Consider the following 16,284-nt stretch of genomic DNA (forward strand, 5'->3'; position numbering starts at 1 on the left):
AGATCACATCAGGATCGGCAACAGCCCGCTCGACCCGTGCTGCACCTCCCGCGTCACGATTCGTCCGATCAGCGTCGTCGGCGTGCAATCGTCGATGGCGACGGTCGTCAGCGTCCCTGACAGCCGCGGGTTCCCCTCGAACACCACGATCCGGTCGCACATCGTCCGCCCCGTCAGCTGGAGGGCGCCGGACTGGGTGGCCGGGGTTGGAGCGAGCGAAGCGAGTGAAACCCCGGGCGCTGCCACGGCCTTCGAGGTTTCCTCCGAGTGGATCACCGACAGCGGAACGAAGCCGTCGTTGTGGTGGATCTCGCGGCTGCCGCTCCCGGCGTGCGTGTGCTCTTCGTGGTGAGAGTGGCCCTCGGCCTTTCCTTCACCGACGGCCGCCCCGCCATGCCAACCGGGAATCGCGTCGATCTCCCGTCCCTTGGCGGCCCACTTGCTCGGGCCTTCCACGAGCACTTCGACCTGCCGGCCGATCATCTCCGCGTTGTCTTCCTCGCTGATCGCGTTCTGCAGCGTCAGCAGTTCCTGGTTCCGACGCCGCTTCACGTCCTCAGCGACGTCATCAGGATACAGATCGAACGCCTTCGTCCCCTTGCGCGGGCTGTACTTGAAGATGAAGCTGTTCTTGAACCGGTACTCACGCACCGCGTCGAGGCTCTTGCGGAACGACTCATCGCTCTCGCCGCAGAAGCCGACGATGAAGTCGCTGGAGACGGCGACGTCCGGGACTGTCTTGTTGATGCGTTCCATCATGTCGCGGTAGTCGGCCGTCGTATAACCGCGCTTCATCCGCTTCAGCACCTCGTCGCATCCCGACTGCAGCGGGACGTGCAGGTAGCGCGACACCTTCGGCAGGTCGCGGATCGCTTCCAGCAGGTCGAGCGTCATGTCCTTCGGATAGTTCGTGACGAACTTGATCCGCTGGATCGCCGGGTTCTCGTGGATCGCTGCGATCAGGTCGCTCATCCGCCACAGCCGGCCATCCTGCGTCACCTTGTAGCTGTTGACCGTCTGCCCCAGCAGGGTGACTTCGCGCACGCCCTGGGCGGCCAGCGCCTCGACTTCACGAAGAATGTCCCGCGGAAGTCGGCTCTGCTCGGGGCCGCGCGTCATCGGCACGACGCAGTACGTGCAGAACTTGTCGCAGCCGATCATGATCCGCACATACGCCTGCCACGGCGTCGGCCGCATCTCCGGATCGCGGAGCGGGTCGTAGCTTTCGAAGCTCGCGGCCACCTCGGTGCGCGACCCTTCCTTGCGGTCGAGGCTGAGCGCCATCTGCCGCTTCCGCGTCGAACGGGCGACATCGACCAGCTTGGGGATCTCGGCCAGCTGTCCCGTGCCGACGATCATGTCGACATGCGGAGCGCGGCGGAAAATCAGGTCCTGGTCCTTCTGGGCCATGCAGCCGATCACGCCGATCACCACGTCGGGCCGACTGCGGCGCGCGAACTTGAGCCGCCCCAGCTGGCTGTAGATCTTCTCTTCCGCGTGTTCCCGCACCGAGCAGGTGTTGAACAGAACGGTGTCGGCCTCTTTCGGGTCGGTCGTCAGGGAATAGCCCTGCTGCCGCAGCGCCGCGACCACGAGCTCGCTGTCGAGCACGTTCATCTGGCAGCCGACGGTTTCGATGTACAGGAGGCCGTTGTGCGACATGACTCAAAATGAAAAAGATGGCGGAAGAACGCCGAAGCATAGGCAAATCGGCCCTTCCGGAGAACGACAGGAGCAGATTCCGACGCGCCGGTCCGGCAGGCAACGCCGACATTCGGGGTCGGAACGGTCCATTTCCGGCCAAATTCCGGTTCACGCGTGATTGCCCCTCGCCGCGAAAGAAGGGATGCCGTATGGTTCGATTCAGTTCTTCTTTTGTACGTGCTCGCTGAAGAGCTCTCGCGGCGGGATCTGAATTGTCCCTCGCACGTACTCCCTTCTCGTTTGGCTGATTTTCCGGCCGTCCGCTGGAATGGAACGAGATGACCCGGTTGCGAAGCCCACGGCTTTGCGACGTATTTGCTTTGCGACGACGGAATCTTATGCGAATTGGAATGTTGCCCTTGGAGAAGCAGGTGGTTTTTCACCGCGACGAGCGCTGGATTGAAAAAGACCAGGCAATGGGCGTAACCGTCGAGGTCGCGGGCCGGCGGGTCACTTGCCTCGTTTCGGAAGATGTTCTGAAAACTCACTTCGGCTCCCTCCGCATCGGGCGGTTCCAGGCGTTTCGCGAGAACCGCCAGCAGATCGAAGAAGTGATCGCCCGCAAGATCCAGCCCGGCGAAACCGCTCTCCAACTCGGCCTCACGGACTTCGAGGATTCCGCCGATTTCATCCCCTGGGAGCGCTAACGCCCCACCCCCCGAATCACACTCCGCCGCGTGGAGTCGATGTCCTTTCTCTTGATGAAGGAGCAGTCCTATCGCTCGCAACAAGAACCAGAACACATTCGCCAAACGCCAGCGTGAACAGGAAAAGAAGCGGCGTGCGGATGACAAACTGAAGCGCCGCGCCGACAGGGCGACCAGGCCTCAGGAACCATCCGCCGCACCATTGGAAACATCCGACGATCTTCGTCGGATTCAAGATCCGGCCGCCTGAAAGCGTCCGGGAAGAAGCGTAGACGACCCCAGTTTTTCTCAGTGAAGAGTGACACGATGGCTGAAGGCACGATTAAACGTCTGACTGACAAGGGTTTTGGTTTCATTGATTGCGGACGTGGGAAGGACCTGTTCTTCCACATGTCGGCCGTGACAGGCGCGAAGTTCGACGACCTCTACGAAGGTCAGCAGGTTTCGTTCACGGAAGGCCGCGGTCCGAAAGGTCCGAATGCTGAAAACGTGAAGCCTGTCTAAGGGCGACAACGCTGTTTTTGTGAATCGCGCAGGCCCGTCTCGGGCCTGCGCCGTTTTGAGACCCGGCTCGCCCGTGCTGGCTTCCTCCTTCGGATGGCTCACATCCGGAGCAGCCCACGCAGAGTCTGAGTGCAGAGTTTCCTCTTCTCCTGGCCAATCTTCAGGTTCACAGTTGGCTTCTCCACGCCCTCAACGAGTCTCTTTCTTCCCCTACTCCGAGTGGGACGCCGACCGCGAAGCTGTCGCCTTCATCGCCCTCGTCGATGGCCAGCGCGCCCGCTGCATCATCACCCCCGCCGCCCTGTCGGCCCTGGCCTCCAGCCCCGCCTCCACGTCGCTCGAAACCTACTCCGATCACCGCGACGCGGTCGAAAAACTCGCGACCGCCCTCATCCTCGAAGGCCGCCTCGATGGCCGCGAACTGATGATCCACGCCGCCGATGCCACCCGCTGGCTCGCCCTCCAGGCCGAGCAGGCTCCGCTGAGCGCAGCAGAAGCTCAGGTCGAACCGCCGGCCCAGCTGCCACCCGAATCTCTGATCGAGCCGGATTCCCTGACGGAGACGGCCACGGCCGATTCGTCCCCCACGCCCGGCTCCTAGCCCCGGCATTTCGCGTCAGCTCCGGGCCCGGCCGCTCGCAAGCTCCCACTCGGGGACTCAAGGCGTCGGGGCTGCGTAGGGTGAGCCGTATCCTGGCGTGGAGCAGCGACATTGCCCTCGCCACACATGTCAGCCATCTTTTCTGTCACGATTCCGTCCTTCACTGCACGGGTGACCGATGACCGACCTTCCCCGCCTCGATCGGCGCGAGTTCCTGGCCACCTCCGCAGTTGCGGCCGGCCTGTCCCTCACCGGCTCATCGAATGCAGCCGAGAATGGCGGGGCCGCCGCGCCCACCCTCCAGATTCATCCGCGGTATCACCGCTGGCATGTCGACGCCGGCAAGGAGTGGCTGGAAACCAACACCGGGCAGGCCCATCTCGACTGGACCATTCCGGTCAGCCAGGCGGCGCTCGTGCTGGTGGACGTCTGGAGCGACCACTATCTCCAGGACACCGCGGCCCGCGCGGACGAGATCATCAAGGAGCGGTTCGTTCCGCTGCTGGCCGGCTGTCGGAAGGCCGGACTGCCGATTATCCATGCCCCGTCGCCTCCGCAGGCGATTGGACACGCCAACCACGCGAAGCTCGCCGAGCCTGGCAGCGTGCCCGGCCCGCGCGACAGCTGGCCCCCCGCTCCCTTCCGCAGCAAGGCTGGACCGTATCAAAGCTATCGCCGACCCGCGGAGCCGCGCGAACCGGAGATCCGCCAGGTCCGCGACGGGCTGACGATTCACCCACTCGTCGAGCCGGTCGGGAGTGAACCGGTCGTGGCCACCGGGGACGAGCTCCACGCCGTCTGCCGGGAGAAGGGGATCCTCTTCCTGCTCTATGCCGGGTTCAATACGAACGCCTGCATCCTCGTCCGTGACTACGGCACCCTGGCGATGAGCCAGCGCGGATACGAAGTGATCCTCCTCCGCGACTGCACGACCGGAATGGAAAGTCCCGACTCCCGGCCCACCATGGCCCAGACGAACGGGGCCATCCTGTTCCTCGAGATGTTCGGCCAGTATTCGACGACGTCCGACGACGTACTGGCCGGGTTGTCGTAGGCCTTCGGGCCGCAATCGCCGGGCCCGAGTTGCCGTTTGACGACCGTTGGAAATCTGGCCATTTCTTCTGACTCAGAAACGACTTAGCTCGTTTCGCTCACGGCGTTGGGTGACGCCCGACTCAGTGGTTCCTGGCGTCATCTCGACGTGACGAGTCGAGGATTCTCCAGAGAATCTGGAGCCCGGTTGCTTGCAATGCGTGTCCGTCCGGGTACCGTGTCAATCTCTGTTGACACTGAGTCTCAGTCGCACGTTACTCGTCGGCCAGTTCGCTCCCTGCCGATCTCCACGAGGACGACCCTTCCCCAAGCCAGACCTCGTCGAGAGGTGGCTGACTCCCTTTCCAAGGAGCTCTGTTGATGTCCCTGCCCGATCGTGGTCCTCGCGGACGACGTGGATTCACCCTGATCGAACTGCTGGTGGTGATCGCCATCATCGCCATCCTCATCGCCCTGCTGCTCCCCGCCGTGCAGCAGGCCCGCGAAGCCGCCCGCCGGACCCAGTGCAAAAACAATATGAAGCAGATCGGTCTGGCGATGCACAACTATCACGACGTCTACAGCCGCTTCCCCAATGGGCGGGTCACCAACGTCTGTGGCTGGTCTGTCGCCATCCTGCCGTATCTCGACGGCGGAAACCTCTACAACACCTACAACCACAATGTGGCCTGGGACAACGTGGCGAACGATCTGTTCAAGACGACCCGGCCGCAGGGGTATGTCTGCCCGTCCAATCCCGCAGCCGACAAGTTGCTGGACGTCGACTCGGCCTCGCTCACGATGGATTACGCCGTCCTGCGGAACGCCACGGACTGGGCGAACGCCGTGTCCCTGTTCGAGGCGAACAAGTGCCTCCGCATGCGTGACATGGTCGACGGCACCTCCTCCACCTGCATGACTTACGAATCCGCGGGGCGGGCCAGCTGGTTCGTGAAGGGCCTGGAGAATCCGACGAACCCGTCCGGCAGCGGCGTGAGCCTCGGTCAGTCGCGGACGTCGCGAGTGCGATGGTCGAGCAACAACAACGCCGGTTGGATCTTCCCGGCGACCATCGACATCAACCGCGGCACGAACACCATCGTCCAGAACCTCTGGGTGGGCAACGAGTTCATCAACAACAGCAACTATTACGCGGCGCCCTACTCATTCCACGTGGGAGGCGTGCACATGCTCATGGGTGATGGCTCGGTCCGGTTTGCGTCCCAGCACATTTCCGAATCGACCATCCGCGCGTTCACCTCTACCAACGGCAACGACATTCTGGGCGAGTTCTAATGCATCGGAATCTGATCCACCGGGCAGTCTCCCGCCCTGGCGCCTGGATGGCCCTGCTCTGCGTTTTCGGGGCAGGCTGCGGGGAGAGCTGGGAAGCCGACACCTATCCCGCGCACGGCGAACTGTTCATCAATGGCAAGCCGGCTGCCGGCGCCTTCGTGACGCTGATCCCTGCTGGCGAAAAGGTCGACATCCGCGAATCGAAGCCCTGGGGCTTCGTGCAGGACGACGGCAGCTACTCCATCCGAACGTACGAAGCCGGAGATGGCGCTCCGGCCGGTGAGTACAAGCTGACCATCGTCTGGCGTTTCGATCCCAGGGGGCAGGCTGAGACGGATCGCCTGGGGTTCGTCTACTCCAGGCCCGAGAAATCGCAGTGGGCGGTGACCATCGAGCCGGGCGAGAACGAGTTGCCCAGGATCGAGCTGGACAACGTCAAGATACTTGAAGAGCCCAGGCGAAAGAAGGCGGCGTCTCCCTCGCCGTTTGACGCCACAGAGGAGCGTGGCAGCGGCGCCGCCCGATAGGGCCGCAGCCGAGTTCGAAGGATCGCCCGGCAATCGTTCGTCCTGATTTTCAGCGGCACTCATCCAGGTCCTGGTCGCATGTCTGAGCGGAACTCCACGTTGCTTGAAGAAACGACCACCGTCTCCACGCTGGCCGTTGAAGACTCTGATCCGGACCTCGCCACGGTCACGCAACCACAGGTGATCGCCAGGGTTGACGCGCCAGCCCCCGCGCCGACCAAAAAACCGGAAGGCGGAACTCTGTTCCGCGTGGTCTGGCGCTGGCATTTTTATGCCGGAGTGTTCGTCGCCCCCTGGCTGCTCACCCTCGCGATCACCGGCGGACTCTACATCTTCAAGTCGGAAGTCGAGTTCCTCTGCCGCTCTCATCTGCTTCAGGTCAGTCCCGGCGGACAATCGCGAACCTCCTACGCGTCGCAGCTCGACGCCGTGAAAGCCGCATTCCCCGAGCATCGCGTCACCAGCGCGACGATTCGGCCAGGCGACACGCACTCGACCCAGTTCGCCCTGCGGAAGATCGAGCCCCCGACGCAGGGCGATCCCGCCCAGGCGCGACGCGATTTCTTCCGTAACAACATCACGGCGTATGTGAACCCGTACAACAACGAAGTGCTTGGCACGCTCGGTCGTGAGAACGATTCTCTCGGCCCGTTCTTTCGCACGGTGCTGTCCATCCACCGCAATCTCTTTGTCGGCACCACCGGACGGGTGATCACGGAACTGGCCACAAGCTGGACGATCATCCTCATCGTGACCGGCATGTATCTGTGGTGGCCCAAAAACTGGACGAAGTCGGCCGGCGTGTGGTGGCCGCGGACGAAGAAGCGCTACACGCTCCTCCGCGATCTGCACGCGATCTTCGGCATGTATCTGACGCCGATCGCGCTCACGATCGCCGTGACGGGCATGTTCTACTCCTTCGCCGTCGGCAAAGTGATTCACGACGCCGCGCATTATGTGATGGAAGATCCCGAAGAACCGTCGCCGGCCGAACGCAGCACGCGCGGCAGCGAACAGAACCGCAGCGCCGCCTCCGCCAGCCAGGCGGTCGCCCGGCGCGGCGAAGGATCCCCCCGCGCCGAAGGAGCACGCAGCGCCGAGCAGGGCCGTGCAGCGGGAGAAAGAGGCCGTGGCGGATTCAACGGCCCGCCGCGCGAAGCCGAACTGCCGATCAAGCTCTCGCTGGATGAGATGGTCGACATTGGCCGGCGCGAGTACCCGGACCGGATCATCACCGCCAACCTGGGCGGCGGATTCCGGCGCGGTGGCGGTGACCGCAATCCGAAGGCCATCGATATCGGCGCCGGGAATGACTTCAACGCGACCTACGGCCAGATGGTGAACACCACTCTCTCCGTGGACCGGGACAACGGCACGATTCTCAAGAAGCAGCACCTCTCCGAAGGAGGCCACTTCTGGCACGGGTGGACCTATCCGCTGCACGTGGGCAGCATCTACGGCGTCTCCACCAAGATCGTGTGGATGATCGCCTGCGTGATGCTGGCCGCGATGCCGATCACCGGGCTGTGGATGTGGTGGGAACGCCGTCCGAAGGGGAAATCGGGACTGCCGCGCCGGCAGGCTGTCCGTTTGCCGAAATGGCTGATCGGTCTGATGGCGGGATTCTGCGTCCTGCTGCCGATTGCCGGCGCCAGCGTGCTGCTGGTGATGCTGGGCGAGGGACTCGTGCGGCTCTACCGCCGCCTGCGCCGCCCACCCGCATCCGCCGGCCTGTAACCGCCAGCATCAGAAAACGCCCCTCAACACCGCCCGACCAACACGGCCCGTGACGATCGACGACGACCTGCAGGCGGTGGGGTCCGCTGAGACGGGCGGCGGGAGCGGCGCGGTTGGGCTCTTCAGTGGGGGAGACACATGGGCAGCGGCTGATTCTTCCGGAGCATCGGCGGGAGCCGGACCGGGAGGCGCGGGAGTTTCACTGGGGCAGGGTGTTTCGGGAGTGAAGATCAACTGGTATGGGCATGAGTCGATGCCTGGGCGACATTCGACCGGGATTTCGCCGAAAACGGCTCCAATCCCGGCCACCCCGCCGCGATTCTCGGCTCGCTGCCCGCATCCACGCGGCCTCTTGCGGCTGTTGCCGCACCAGTTGCAGAGCAACCAGTGGTACCCGGTGTGAAAGCCGATGAGCTCGCACCAAAAGTGACGTATCCAGAACTAGCTTAGAGTTGTCAGACTGGACGTCAGCGAGAGATCAACCGAGCATCGTTGCTGGCTCAGCAGTGAACGATACGTAACGGTCGCAAGGAGTTGCGGAATGAGTCGGCTGTACAAGATCACAGATGAAGATCTCGCTGAACTTGAGAAGACCCTTCCCAAGCTCAGCGAGTCACTCATGATCCACCTGACGCCCAGCCTGCGGACAAGCCTGCGCCGCTGCAAGAACATTCTGTCCGACGTTCGGTGGCACTACGGGCCCGCCGAGCAAGTTCAGAGCATTCCTGCCGATGAAGATGGCTAGAGCCTGCGCACGGGAGCGTTTCCGCTCCGCTGCACGAGCGAGATGCCAGCGAGGCAATCGTTCTCGTTCGTGTAGCCCTCGGCGCCATCGGCGATGATTCGCCCGTTGCTCGCTTTGAGGTGCCAGTACCAGTTGCCGTTCTTCGCGAGCCAGTAGTAATAAACCATCTCACGTGTTCCTTTTGTTAATCGGGCACCCCGCATTGACGCAGGGCCCGCTTGTGACAATGATGAATAAACGCACGCGGGCGCAGACTGAGGCCCACGCGCATCAGCCGTAACAGGTTGGGATCGACAGGAGGGTCTGCGACACTCAATCTCCTGTTGATGTGCGATTGTCCGAGGTACGGCTGATCGGGTGTGTTTGGCGACCCCCGATCGGCCATCTTGGTCAACGGCCGCTCGGTCGGCCGCGGGTTATAAAACGGTTGGGCGTCACGCCTCTCTCCTTTCTTTTCGGGCAAGTCATGGTTCGGGTCATGACACTGCTAGCGATTCGGCCGGCCGTGCGGCCGAAGACGCCAGTTCGCGAGGAAATCACCAGATGTTCGGTGAGAATCTCGCTTGTCGCCCTGGCACAGTTTAGCTATAACTAAACTCGGACGCAAGGGCATGCCGATCGAAATTGTGGCCAAGGGCCCAGTCCGAACCATTGCATTCGCCGAGTGTCGGTCCGGAAAGCCTGCGAAGGACTTCCTTGAAGGCTTGGATCCCGCTCAGGAACGCAAGTTGCGTGCACTGTTCAAGATCACAGCCAATCACGGCGAAAGTGGAAATGAGCAGAAGTTCAAGAAAGAGCGAGGAAAGATATGGGCGTTCAAACGCGATCAAATGCGGGTCGCATGTTTCCGCCAGGGGAATACCTTTTTCCTGACGCACGGCTTTCTTAAGAAGGAAGACCGCTGGCCGACTGCCGAACTGGACCGAGCAGACCGGATCATGCAGGAACACCTTGCATCGCAGCACTAATTCTGGAGATCCGACCTATGGACGCTACCTGGGTTGAGAAACGAACTGAAGAGAACAACGACCTCGTCGAGTTTCAGCGTGAGTACACGGTTCTGGAAGCGACTGAGTTGATCTGCAAGCTCATGGCGGAGAAAAACGTTAAGCGTTCGGAGCTTGCTTCACTCTTGGGCAAGTCGAAAGGCTACATCAGTCAGCTTCTCGATGGTGAGACCAACATGACGTTGGCTACGCTCTCCGATGTATTCACTGCTCTGGGAGCATGCCTGCGTTTCGGTTATGTGCCGCTGACTGCGGAGACCGAGCATTCTGTGGAAAATGAGCCCCCTCGTGCAGTTAGCTGGGTGGGAGGCGAGTGCGCTTGGAGAGGTGCGGAAGTTCAGATCCTTGGATCTGGAGTGCAGCTGACCTCGCCAGCTTTGTGGGAAGCCATCTTCGCACCTCTAAACTATTCAGCGGCATGACCACAGAAAAACAAACGCCTCCTCCATCGAAGGTGGAGTTGGCCTACGTCGTCTCCCAGCGCGTTCAGATCGAATGGGTAAAGCTTCTGTCGTTCTCCGCGAACCAGAAGGCAGGCCTTCTGGAGGGGCCACCGCCAACCCTGTCTCTACGATCTACGACTTCGCAACAGCTCGACGGGAAGAATAAGCAAGTTAGGGTTGCGGCGAGGTTCGAGTGTATCGGCACTACCGACTCACAAAAATCGGTGCCGCTTCTTCACATCGAGGCAATTTACGAACTCGTCTACTCGATTCCGTCCACTGAAGGTATTGAAGATCGCAACATCGTTGCCTTCGGAGAGCTAAATGGCCTCTACAACGGCTGGCCGTATTGGCGAGAGTTAGTTCAATCGACTCTCGGTCGGATGGGGCTTCCTCCGTTTACCTTGCCGGTCTACCGACCTGCGAATGACGAGCAGGCACGCCCAGCACTGCCGAGCGACTCGCGCTCGGGGGTGACGAGGTTAGAGGAGAAGGGAGCGGGCCGGCAGAAGCCGGCCAAAGTCAAACAAAAGAAGTCATAAGAACGCCGGCCACAAGCCGGCGATTTTTTGTGAAGTGCTGTAGGGTGCGTCGCGACGCACCTCTCTCTCCAGCCATCACCGCCCCCGGGCTGGGTGGCACGCCCTGAACGATGTCAGGAGTGAAGGGCGTGGCGAACGTTGCCGAGCGTTCCTGCTGACCAGCTCGGTGTCGCCCCTTCGGGGCTCGTCTCGTCTCAACAATGCCCAACCGGGGGCTGACGCCCCCGGCTGGAGAGGAGCGCCCTTTCGGGGCTCTCGAAGTGGCGCGCAAGATTGGCAGGGCGAGTGTGCCACACTGATGCCAAGACAACGGTGCGATCATGCGCCGCGGGCCGGGTGGCATTGCCTGAACCAGTCGGCCCCCAAAAACGGGTGCCATGCTCACGTCGCGTCAGCAGCGTGAGCAAGTAGGTTCGACCCGGCCGCTCATCGGTCCTCCGCGTGAACACTCCCGGTCCGCCCCCACAGCGCGCAACCGCCCGCGTCATGGTGATGCGTCTGTTCCTTGGCGATTCATCCCGCGTCCCGCGACCCACGGGGACAATCCGCAGGCGTGCGGCCTCTCAAAACCAACCGCCGGTGACCACGAAAACTTCGTCACAGGTGTCACAGGTTTCCCCGCGAGCCGCAACCTCAATCACGGCAGCCCCTTCCACCCGGGACGGCCGTGTCACACGTCCCGTCACAGGTGTCACACGTGTCACAGGTCCCGGTCGACGCGAAATCACCCCCACGGGGAGCCCCGGCAGAGCGTTGCCGAGCCCAGGGTCTCGGCCGTCGGACGGCTGGCATTGCCTGAACCAGTCAGCCACCCGACCCAGTGAGTTCTCTACTTGCCCCGTTGCTTCTTGAGCTGCTGCTCCGTGAACTCGGCCGTGGCGGCGTTGAAGTCGGGGTTGGGCGTCGGCATCTGGGCGCCGATCGATTTCCGCCAGCGATCGAGTTCGGCGAGGAGTTCCGCCTTCTTCTCGGGCTGTGTGGCCGACAGGTCGCGTTGTTCGTAGGGATCTTCATCGAGTTTGAAGAGAGCCGTCGATCCGTCCTCGTACCACTCGATCAGTTTCCAGTCGCCTTTGAGGATCGCGCCGCAGGGCGTGCTGCGGTGGTAATGCGGGTAGTGCCAGCAGAGGGTGTCGCGGGGCGGGGTGGATTTGCCGGTCAGAACGTCGCTGATGTCCAGGCCATCGACATCGTCGGGGACCTGAGCGCCGGCGAGGGCCGCGAAGGTGGGGAGGAAATCGATGCTGCAGACGACCTGATCGCTGATCTTTCCGGCCGGGACGTGGCCGGGCCAGCGGGCGATGAGCGGCACGCGGACTCCGCCTTCGTAAAGCGTTCCCTTTCCGTCCCGGAGAGGGGCGTTGTTGGTGAAGTTCAGTTCGCCGCCGTTGTCGGAGCTGAAGAGGACGAGCGTGTTGCCGGCGAGGCCGCGTTCCTCCAGAGCCGCGAGGAGCTGGCCGATGCTGGTATCGAGGGCCTCGATCATCGCCGCGTATCCGGCGTTGGACTGACGGGGGCTGCGACGATCGACGGTGGCCTGGTACTCATCCTTGAGGCTGTCTTCGAAGCGAACCGGGCCGTGCGGCGAATAGTGGGAGACGGTGAGAAAGAAGGGGCGTTCCTTGTTCTCATCGAGGAATGCGATCGCTTCGCGATTCAAGGTGAAGACGCCCTTGGGATCCTGCTGGTCCTTCTTGCGGTTCTGTTCCCAGTCTTCCTTTCCGGCGTCGAACCCGTGGGCCTGCGCGCCTTCGCCGAGGTGCCATTTGCCGAACCAGGCGGTGGCGTAACCCTGCGGCTTGAGGACTTCGGCAATGGTGATCTCGGCCTCGGGCAGGCGGGTGGTCCAATCGGGGATGCGGAGCTTCGCGTGCGGCTTGACGTGGCCGGTGAGCCAGTCGGTGAGTCGAACGCGGGCGGGGAACTTGCCCGTCATGATGCTGGCACGGGTGGGCGAGCAGACCGGGGCGGCGGTGTAGGCGTGGGTGAAACGCGTGCCCTGCTCGGCCAGCCGGTCGAGGTGGGGCGTGCGGTAGAGGTCGGAGCCGTAGCAACTGAGGTCCCGATGACCGAGGTCATCGGTGAGGATCAGGAGGATGTTGGGCTTGTCGGCGGCGATCGACGCGGCGCTGAGCACCAGGAGAAGCAGGCCGCAGAGGGAGTTTTTCAGGAGCATGAAGATCAGACCCGGGGTGAAAAGTCCATCAGTTTTGACAAGCGGTCGAGGATTACTCCGCGGCGTCGCGATCGTGCGGGCGAGCGAGCGGAGGGAGCGGCTGCGCCACGATGCCGAGCATGGTGCGGCCGGCCTCGGCGAATTCCGGTTTGAGCGCGGCGACCGGTCCGACGACAACGGGGCCGGTGGAATCGACGCGGCGGGCCCAGACGGAGCAGGTCTGGTCGATTCCTTTTCCGCCTCCGATTTCGAGCGGGGTCCGGTACTGCCTGAGCCTTCCCTGCTCTTCATCCAGTCCGATGTCGACCCCGGTGTCTTCGAACCCCGAGGCAAGCCACTCGGGGATGAGGATGCGGTTGTCGTAGAGGATGTAGAGCATCGCCGGGGCGGCGAGTTCCACGGTGATATTCAGGCTGGACTGGCTGCGATCGGTGTTGAACGTCTGAACGTAGTCGGCGCCGCGGAGGAAGGCGGGGAGCCCTTCGGCGGTGAGTCCGTTCCACTCGTAGGGCATGTCGACGAAGGCCCTGGCATCCTCGACGAAGCCCTCGTGGCAGATGCGGTAGAACTTGGGCTTGTCGCCGGGGCGGCGATTGTCGGAGATGCTGGCGATGATCGGCGCGCGGGTTTTCGCAACGGGATAAAGCCGATCGGTGGAGGGAAAGGCGTCGTCCGTCACGGAGACGAGGCGTTCCCAGGGGCCGTTGGCCTTCGAGTGCAGCGCCTCGCCGACATCGAGACGCTGGGGCGACTGCGATGGACTGGGCCTGTCGCCCCGCGGCCGGATATCGACGGCTCCTTCAAAGACGACGACGTCGGTGTTGCCATCGTCCTGGACGCGGACTCCGAACTCCGTTCCAAGGTCGACGACATGGGCCGACGGTGTCTGGACATCGAAGGCGCCGCCTTTGGCTTTGTCGAGGCGGGTCGTCGCGGATCCGCGGAGCAGGGCCACGGACTCCGCCGAGACCATCTTCATGGAGACGTCTCCGTCGAGGACCATGACGGCCCCGTTCTTGAAGAGAAGTTCCGCGCGGCCCTCCTGCATCGTGAGGCTGTCGCCCGCGCGCAATTGATCTCCGACGGACCAGCGCTTCTCGCCCGACTTCCAGACGGCGTTCACCGAGCGCGACACCGTCGCCACGGCTGGCGACGGACGAGTGAACAGGAACCAGCCCGCGCACGCGGACATGGCCAGAGTGCAGGCGATCAATCGGGTGCGAACTGATCGGCGGGCCGGCGATCGGAAGGCATGGTCGGGCGGAAGGCTCAACGAGGCTTCTGACGGATCATGAGATTCGGCCCCGTGAATCTCGGTTCCCGCCTTGAGCAGGAGTTCCTGGACGCGCGAGTTGCGGACCACGCGGTCGGCGAATTCCGGGTCTTCCATCAGGGCGGAGGCCTCGACGAGTTCCTCGTCGGAAAGGCTTCCTTCGAGGAACCTGGCGATGAAGATGTCCTGGTCAGGTGAATCAGGCATGGGCGCTCTTCCCCTCGCCGGCCATGAGGGCCAGCCGGCGGTGCATGCAGTCGGCAAGGCGTTCGAGCGCCCGGCCGAGGGCCTTGTAGGTGGCGGGGAGCGACTTTCCCGACCGCATGGCGACGTCCTCAATCGACTGCGCCTCGCAGTAACGTTGAACGACCAGTTCGCGAACGCGATCCGGCAGTCCCTTCAGGCAGAATCTCAGCGCCTGCAGTTGATCGGTCGGCTCGGAGCCCTCGAACGGCTGACGCGCGTAAGCGGCCGTGAGGCCCTGCATTCCTTCCTCCGTGAGCAGCCGGGGGAAGCGGCGATCGGATCGACGCAGCTCGTTGAGCACGTTGACGGCAACCCCGCGGGCCCAGGCATCGAACGGTCGCGTGGCGTCGAAGGAATCGAATCGTTCCCACAGGCGGAGCGCCACCGACTGGACGACCTCCTCCAGGAGGCCGACGTCGTGCACGAGCAGCTTCAGGAATCGATGGAGCGACGGCTCCGAGGCCACGTACATCTTGAAAAACTGCTTTCGACGGTCGTCTTCGCTTTCCAGGGTCACGGCGCGAGCATCCCCCGAACAATCACCATCAGGTGTTGAGGCCGGGGGGCCGAAATTCGACATCTTTTTCCCAGCTTTTTTCGCGGAAGTTCGGAGTGTGTTCGAATCGCAAAAACTTCCGAAGTTTTTGTCGAATCTCCGGATGACGGGTCAATGTACAGGGTGACGTGGCCATGAGAGCAACCGGGCCGCGGTCGTTGATCTTTGCGAAATCATTCATTGCTCGGTCGGCCCGGTTGGCCGGCGAGACTGTTGTTCACACTTCTTCGGGGGAAGAAGAATGAGTCGACGTCCTGGATTTACGTTGATCGAACTGCTGGTGGTGATCGCAATTATCGCCATCCTGATCGCGCTCCTGCTTCCGGCCGTGCAACAGGCGCGGGAGGCAGCACGTCGCACGCAGTGCCGCAACAATCTCAAGCAGCACGGGCTGGCGATGCACAACTACGCCGATGCCCACGGCGTCTTCCCGTACGCGGGCAGCTTCGCGCAGGGGAGCGCGACCGATCCGGGGTCCGTGTACCTGAAGGCCCACTCGGTCAGCGGCTATTTCACGATGCTTCTGCCGTACATCGACCAGGGCCCGCTGTACAACAGCCTCAACCACAACTTCACCGCCCTGCATAACCCGAGTGGAAACCGGGCGAAGGTCTTGAACCGGTTCTTCACGGTCGCCACCTGCCCTTCGAATCCCAAGGCCGGTATGGGGCGACGGGTGACGGACCAGCAATTCGCAGGAACCGGCGGGAATGCGCAGGAGTCGATGTATCGACCCGTCGGCGGAACGCATGACGCCGGCCCGGGCGCTCCGCGCGATTGCTCGACCGCTGCCCGCAGCTTCTGTCGCAATCCCGATGGCGTCGTCCGCGGAGGCAACATCAACGCCCACCTCGACAACGCCAGCGTTCGGGGAATGTTCGGCCGGGGCGTGACGCGGATGCAGTTCCGGGATGTGACCGACGGAACCTCCAACACGATGCTGTTCGGAGAGGCCAAGCCGCATCACTGCCAGACAGGCTCGGTGTGGGACGAAAGCGGCCCCGTTTCGTTCTTCCATGTGAAGCTGAACTCGCTCCATCTCCGGCAGATGGAACTGCTGCAGCAGGAGAACGGTTCGGTCGGCTGCAGCCACGCCAGCTATCACGTGGGCGGAGCGACATTCGTGCTGGTTGATGGCTCAGTGCGATTCATCAGCGAGAACATCGACTACACGACCTACTGCTACCTCGGCGACCGTTATGACGCCCAGCCGGTGGGCGAGTTCTGATCGTTCTGTTGCGAACGGAC

At 62.8% G+C, this 16,284-nt stretch carries 17 protein-coding genes; 12 read left to right on the plus strand and 5 right to left on the minus strand.

Features of this window, described 5'->3' with window-relative positions; genetic code table 11:
• Positions 1-3: 3 nt before the first annotated feature.
• Positions 4-1,662, minus strand: a complete 1,659-nt coding sequence (miaB, locus tag Pan44_RS02085; RefSeq protein ID WP_231754198.1) for a tRNA (N6-isopentenyl adenosine(37)-C2)-methylthiotransferase MiaB — start codon at positions 1,660-1,662, stop codon at positions 4-6.
• A gap of 392 nt (positions 1,663-2,054) precedes the next feature.
• On the opposite strand from miaB, the gene Pan44_RS02090 reads away from it, so the two are divergent.
• The 8 genes from Pan44_RS02090 (at position 2,055) to Pan44_RS02125 (ending at position 8,793) form a co-directional block, all read left to right on the plus strand.
• Positions 2,055-2,351 carry a DUF1488 family protein gene (locus Pan44_RS02090; protein WP_197453765.1) on the plus strand — a complete coding sequence of 99 codons (297 nt, stop codon included), beginning with the start codon at positions 2,055-2,057 and terminating at the stop codon, positions 2,349-2,351.
• Positions 2,352-2,657: 306 nt separating this feature from the next.
• The gene (locus Pan44_RS02095) at positions 2,658-2,855 is read left to right on the plus strand and encodes a cold-shock protein (RefSeq protein ID WP_145026758.1); all 198 of its coding nucleotides are present in this window, start codon (positions 2,658-2,660) and stop codon (positions 2,853-2,855) included.
• 172 nt (positions 2,856-3,027) lie between these two features.
• The gene (locus Pan44_RS02100) at positions 3,028-3,456 is read left to right on the plus strand and encodes a DUF1488 family protein (protein ID WP_197453766.1); all 429 of its coding nucleotides are present in this window, start codon (positions 3,028-3,030) and stop codon (positions 3,454-3,456) included.
• Between the two features lie 178 nt (positions 3,457-3,634).
• Complete coding sequence (locus Pan44_RS02105) at positions 3,635-4,510, plus strand: cysteine hydrolase family protein (protein ID WP_145026760.1); 876 nt, start codon at positions 3,635-3,637, stop codon at positions 4,508-4,510.
• 359 nt (positions 4,511-4,869) lie between these two features.
• The gene (locus Pan44_RS02110; protein WP_145034891.1) at positions 4,870-5,784 is read left to right on the plus strand and encodes a DUF1559 domain-containing protein; all 915 of its coding nucleotides are present in this window, start codon (positions 4,870-4,872) and stop codon (positions 5,782-5,784) included.
• Positions 5,784-6,311: a hypothetical protein gene (locus tag Pan44_RS02115; protein ID WP_145026761.1), complete on the plus strand. Its 528-nt coding sequence runs from the start codon at positions 5,784-5,786 to the stop codon at positions 6,309-6,311. Before Pan44_RS02110 ends, Pan44_RS02115 begins: the two co-directional genes overlap by 1 nt.
• 78 nt (positions 6,312-6,389) lie before the next feature.
• Positions 6,390-8,048, plus strand: coding sequence for a PepSY-associated TM helix domain-containing protein (locus Pan44_RS02120; protein ID WP_145026763.1), 1,659 nt, complete (start codon positions 6,390-6,392; stop codon positions 8,046-8,048).
• A gap of 541 nt (positions 8,049-8,589) precedes the next feature.
• Positions 8,590-8,793 (plus strand): hypothetical protein, encoded by a 204-nt coding sequence (locus Pan44_RS02125; RefSeq protein WP_145026765.1) that lies wholly within the window; start codon positions 8,590-8,592, stop codon positions 8,791-8,793.
• Here Pan44_RS02125 and Pan44_RS02130 read toward each other — a convergent pair.
• Positions 8,790-8,960: a YegP family protein gene (locus tag Pan44_RS02130; RefSeq protein WP_145026767.1), complete on the minus strand. Its 171-nt coding sequence runs from the start codon at positions 8,958-8,960 to the stop codon at positions 8,790-8,792. The genes Pan44_RS02125 and Pan44_RS02130 overlap by 4 nt on opposite strands.
• Positions 8,961-9,404: 444 nt before the next feature.
• Here Pan44_RS02130 and Pan44_RS02135 point away from each other — a divergent pair, with 444 nt between their 5' ends.
• From Pan44_RS02135 to Pan44_RS02145, 3 genes are read left to right on the plus strand one after another with little or no spacing between them, the layout of a single operon-like run.
• On the plus strand, positions 9,405-9,761 hold the full coding sequence (locus Pan44_RS02135; RefSeq protein WP_145026769.1) for a type II toxin-antitoxin system RelE/ParE family toxin: 357 nt from the start codon (positions 9,405-9,407) through the stop codon (positions 9,759-9,761).
• 17 nt (positions 9,762-9,778) lie between these two features.
• Positions 9,779-10,222 (plus strand): helix-turn-helix domain-containing protein, encoded by a 444-nt coding sequence (locus Pan44_RS02140; protein WP_145026771.1) that lies wholly within the window; start codon positions 9,779-9,781, stop codon positions 10,220-10,222.
• 38 nt (positions 10,223-10,260) lie between these two features.
• The gene (locus tag Pan44_RS02145) at positions 10,261-10,785 is read left to right on the plus strand and encodes a hypothetical protein (RefSeq protein WP_145026773.1); all 525 of its coding nucleotides are present in this window, start codon (positions 10,261-10,263) and stop codon (positions 10,783-10,785) included.
• A gap of 829 nt (positions 10,786-11,614) precedes the next feature.
• Here Pan44_RS02145 and Pan44_RS02150 read toward each other — a convergent pair.
• Genes Pan44_RS02150 through Pan44_RS02160 form a run of 3 tightly spaced genes read right to left on the minus strand, consistent with a single transcriptional unit; the run spans position 11,615 to position 14,997 of the window.
• Positions 11,615-12,961 (minus strand): sulfatase, encoded by a 1,347-nt coding sequence (locus Pan44_RS02150; protein ID WP_145026775.1) that lies wholly within the window; start codon positions 12,959-12,961, stop codon positions 11,615-11,617.
• 52 nt (positions 12,962-13,013) lie between these two features.
• Positions 13,014-14,441: a FecR domain-containing protein gene (locus Pan44_RS02155; RefSeq protein ID WP_145026778.1), complete on the minus strand. Its 1,428-nt coding sequence runs from the start codon at positions 14,439-14,441 to the stop codon at positions 13,014-13,016.
• A complete protein-coding gene (locus Pan44_RS02160) occupies positions 14,434-14,997 on the minus strand; it encodes a sigma-70 family RNA polymerase sigma factor (protein ID WP_197453767.1) in 564 nt (187 codons plus the stop codon). The genes Pan44_RS02155 and Pan44_RS02160 overlap by 8 nt, the downstream gene beginning before the upstream one ends.
• Before the next feature lie 280 nt (positions 14,998-15,277).
• On the opposite strand from Pan44_RS02160, the gene Pan44_RS02165 reads away from it, so the two are divergent.
• The gene (locus Pan44_RS02165; protein ID WP_145026782.1) at positions 15,278-16,264 is read left to right on the plus strand and encodes a DUF1559 domain-containing protein; all 987 of its coding nucleotides are present in this window, start codon (positions 15,278-15,280) and stop codon (positions 16,262-16,264) included.
• The last annotated feature ends 20 nt before the right edge of the window (positions 16,265-16,284 follow it).

The organism is Caulifigura coniformis, from assembly GCF_007745175.1.
GTDB lineage: Bacteria > Planctomycetota > Planctomycetia > Planctomycetales > Planctomycetaceae > Caulifigura > Caulifigura coniformis.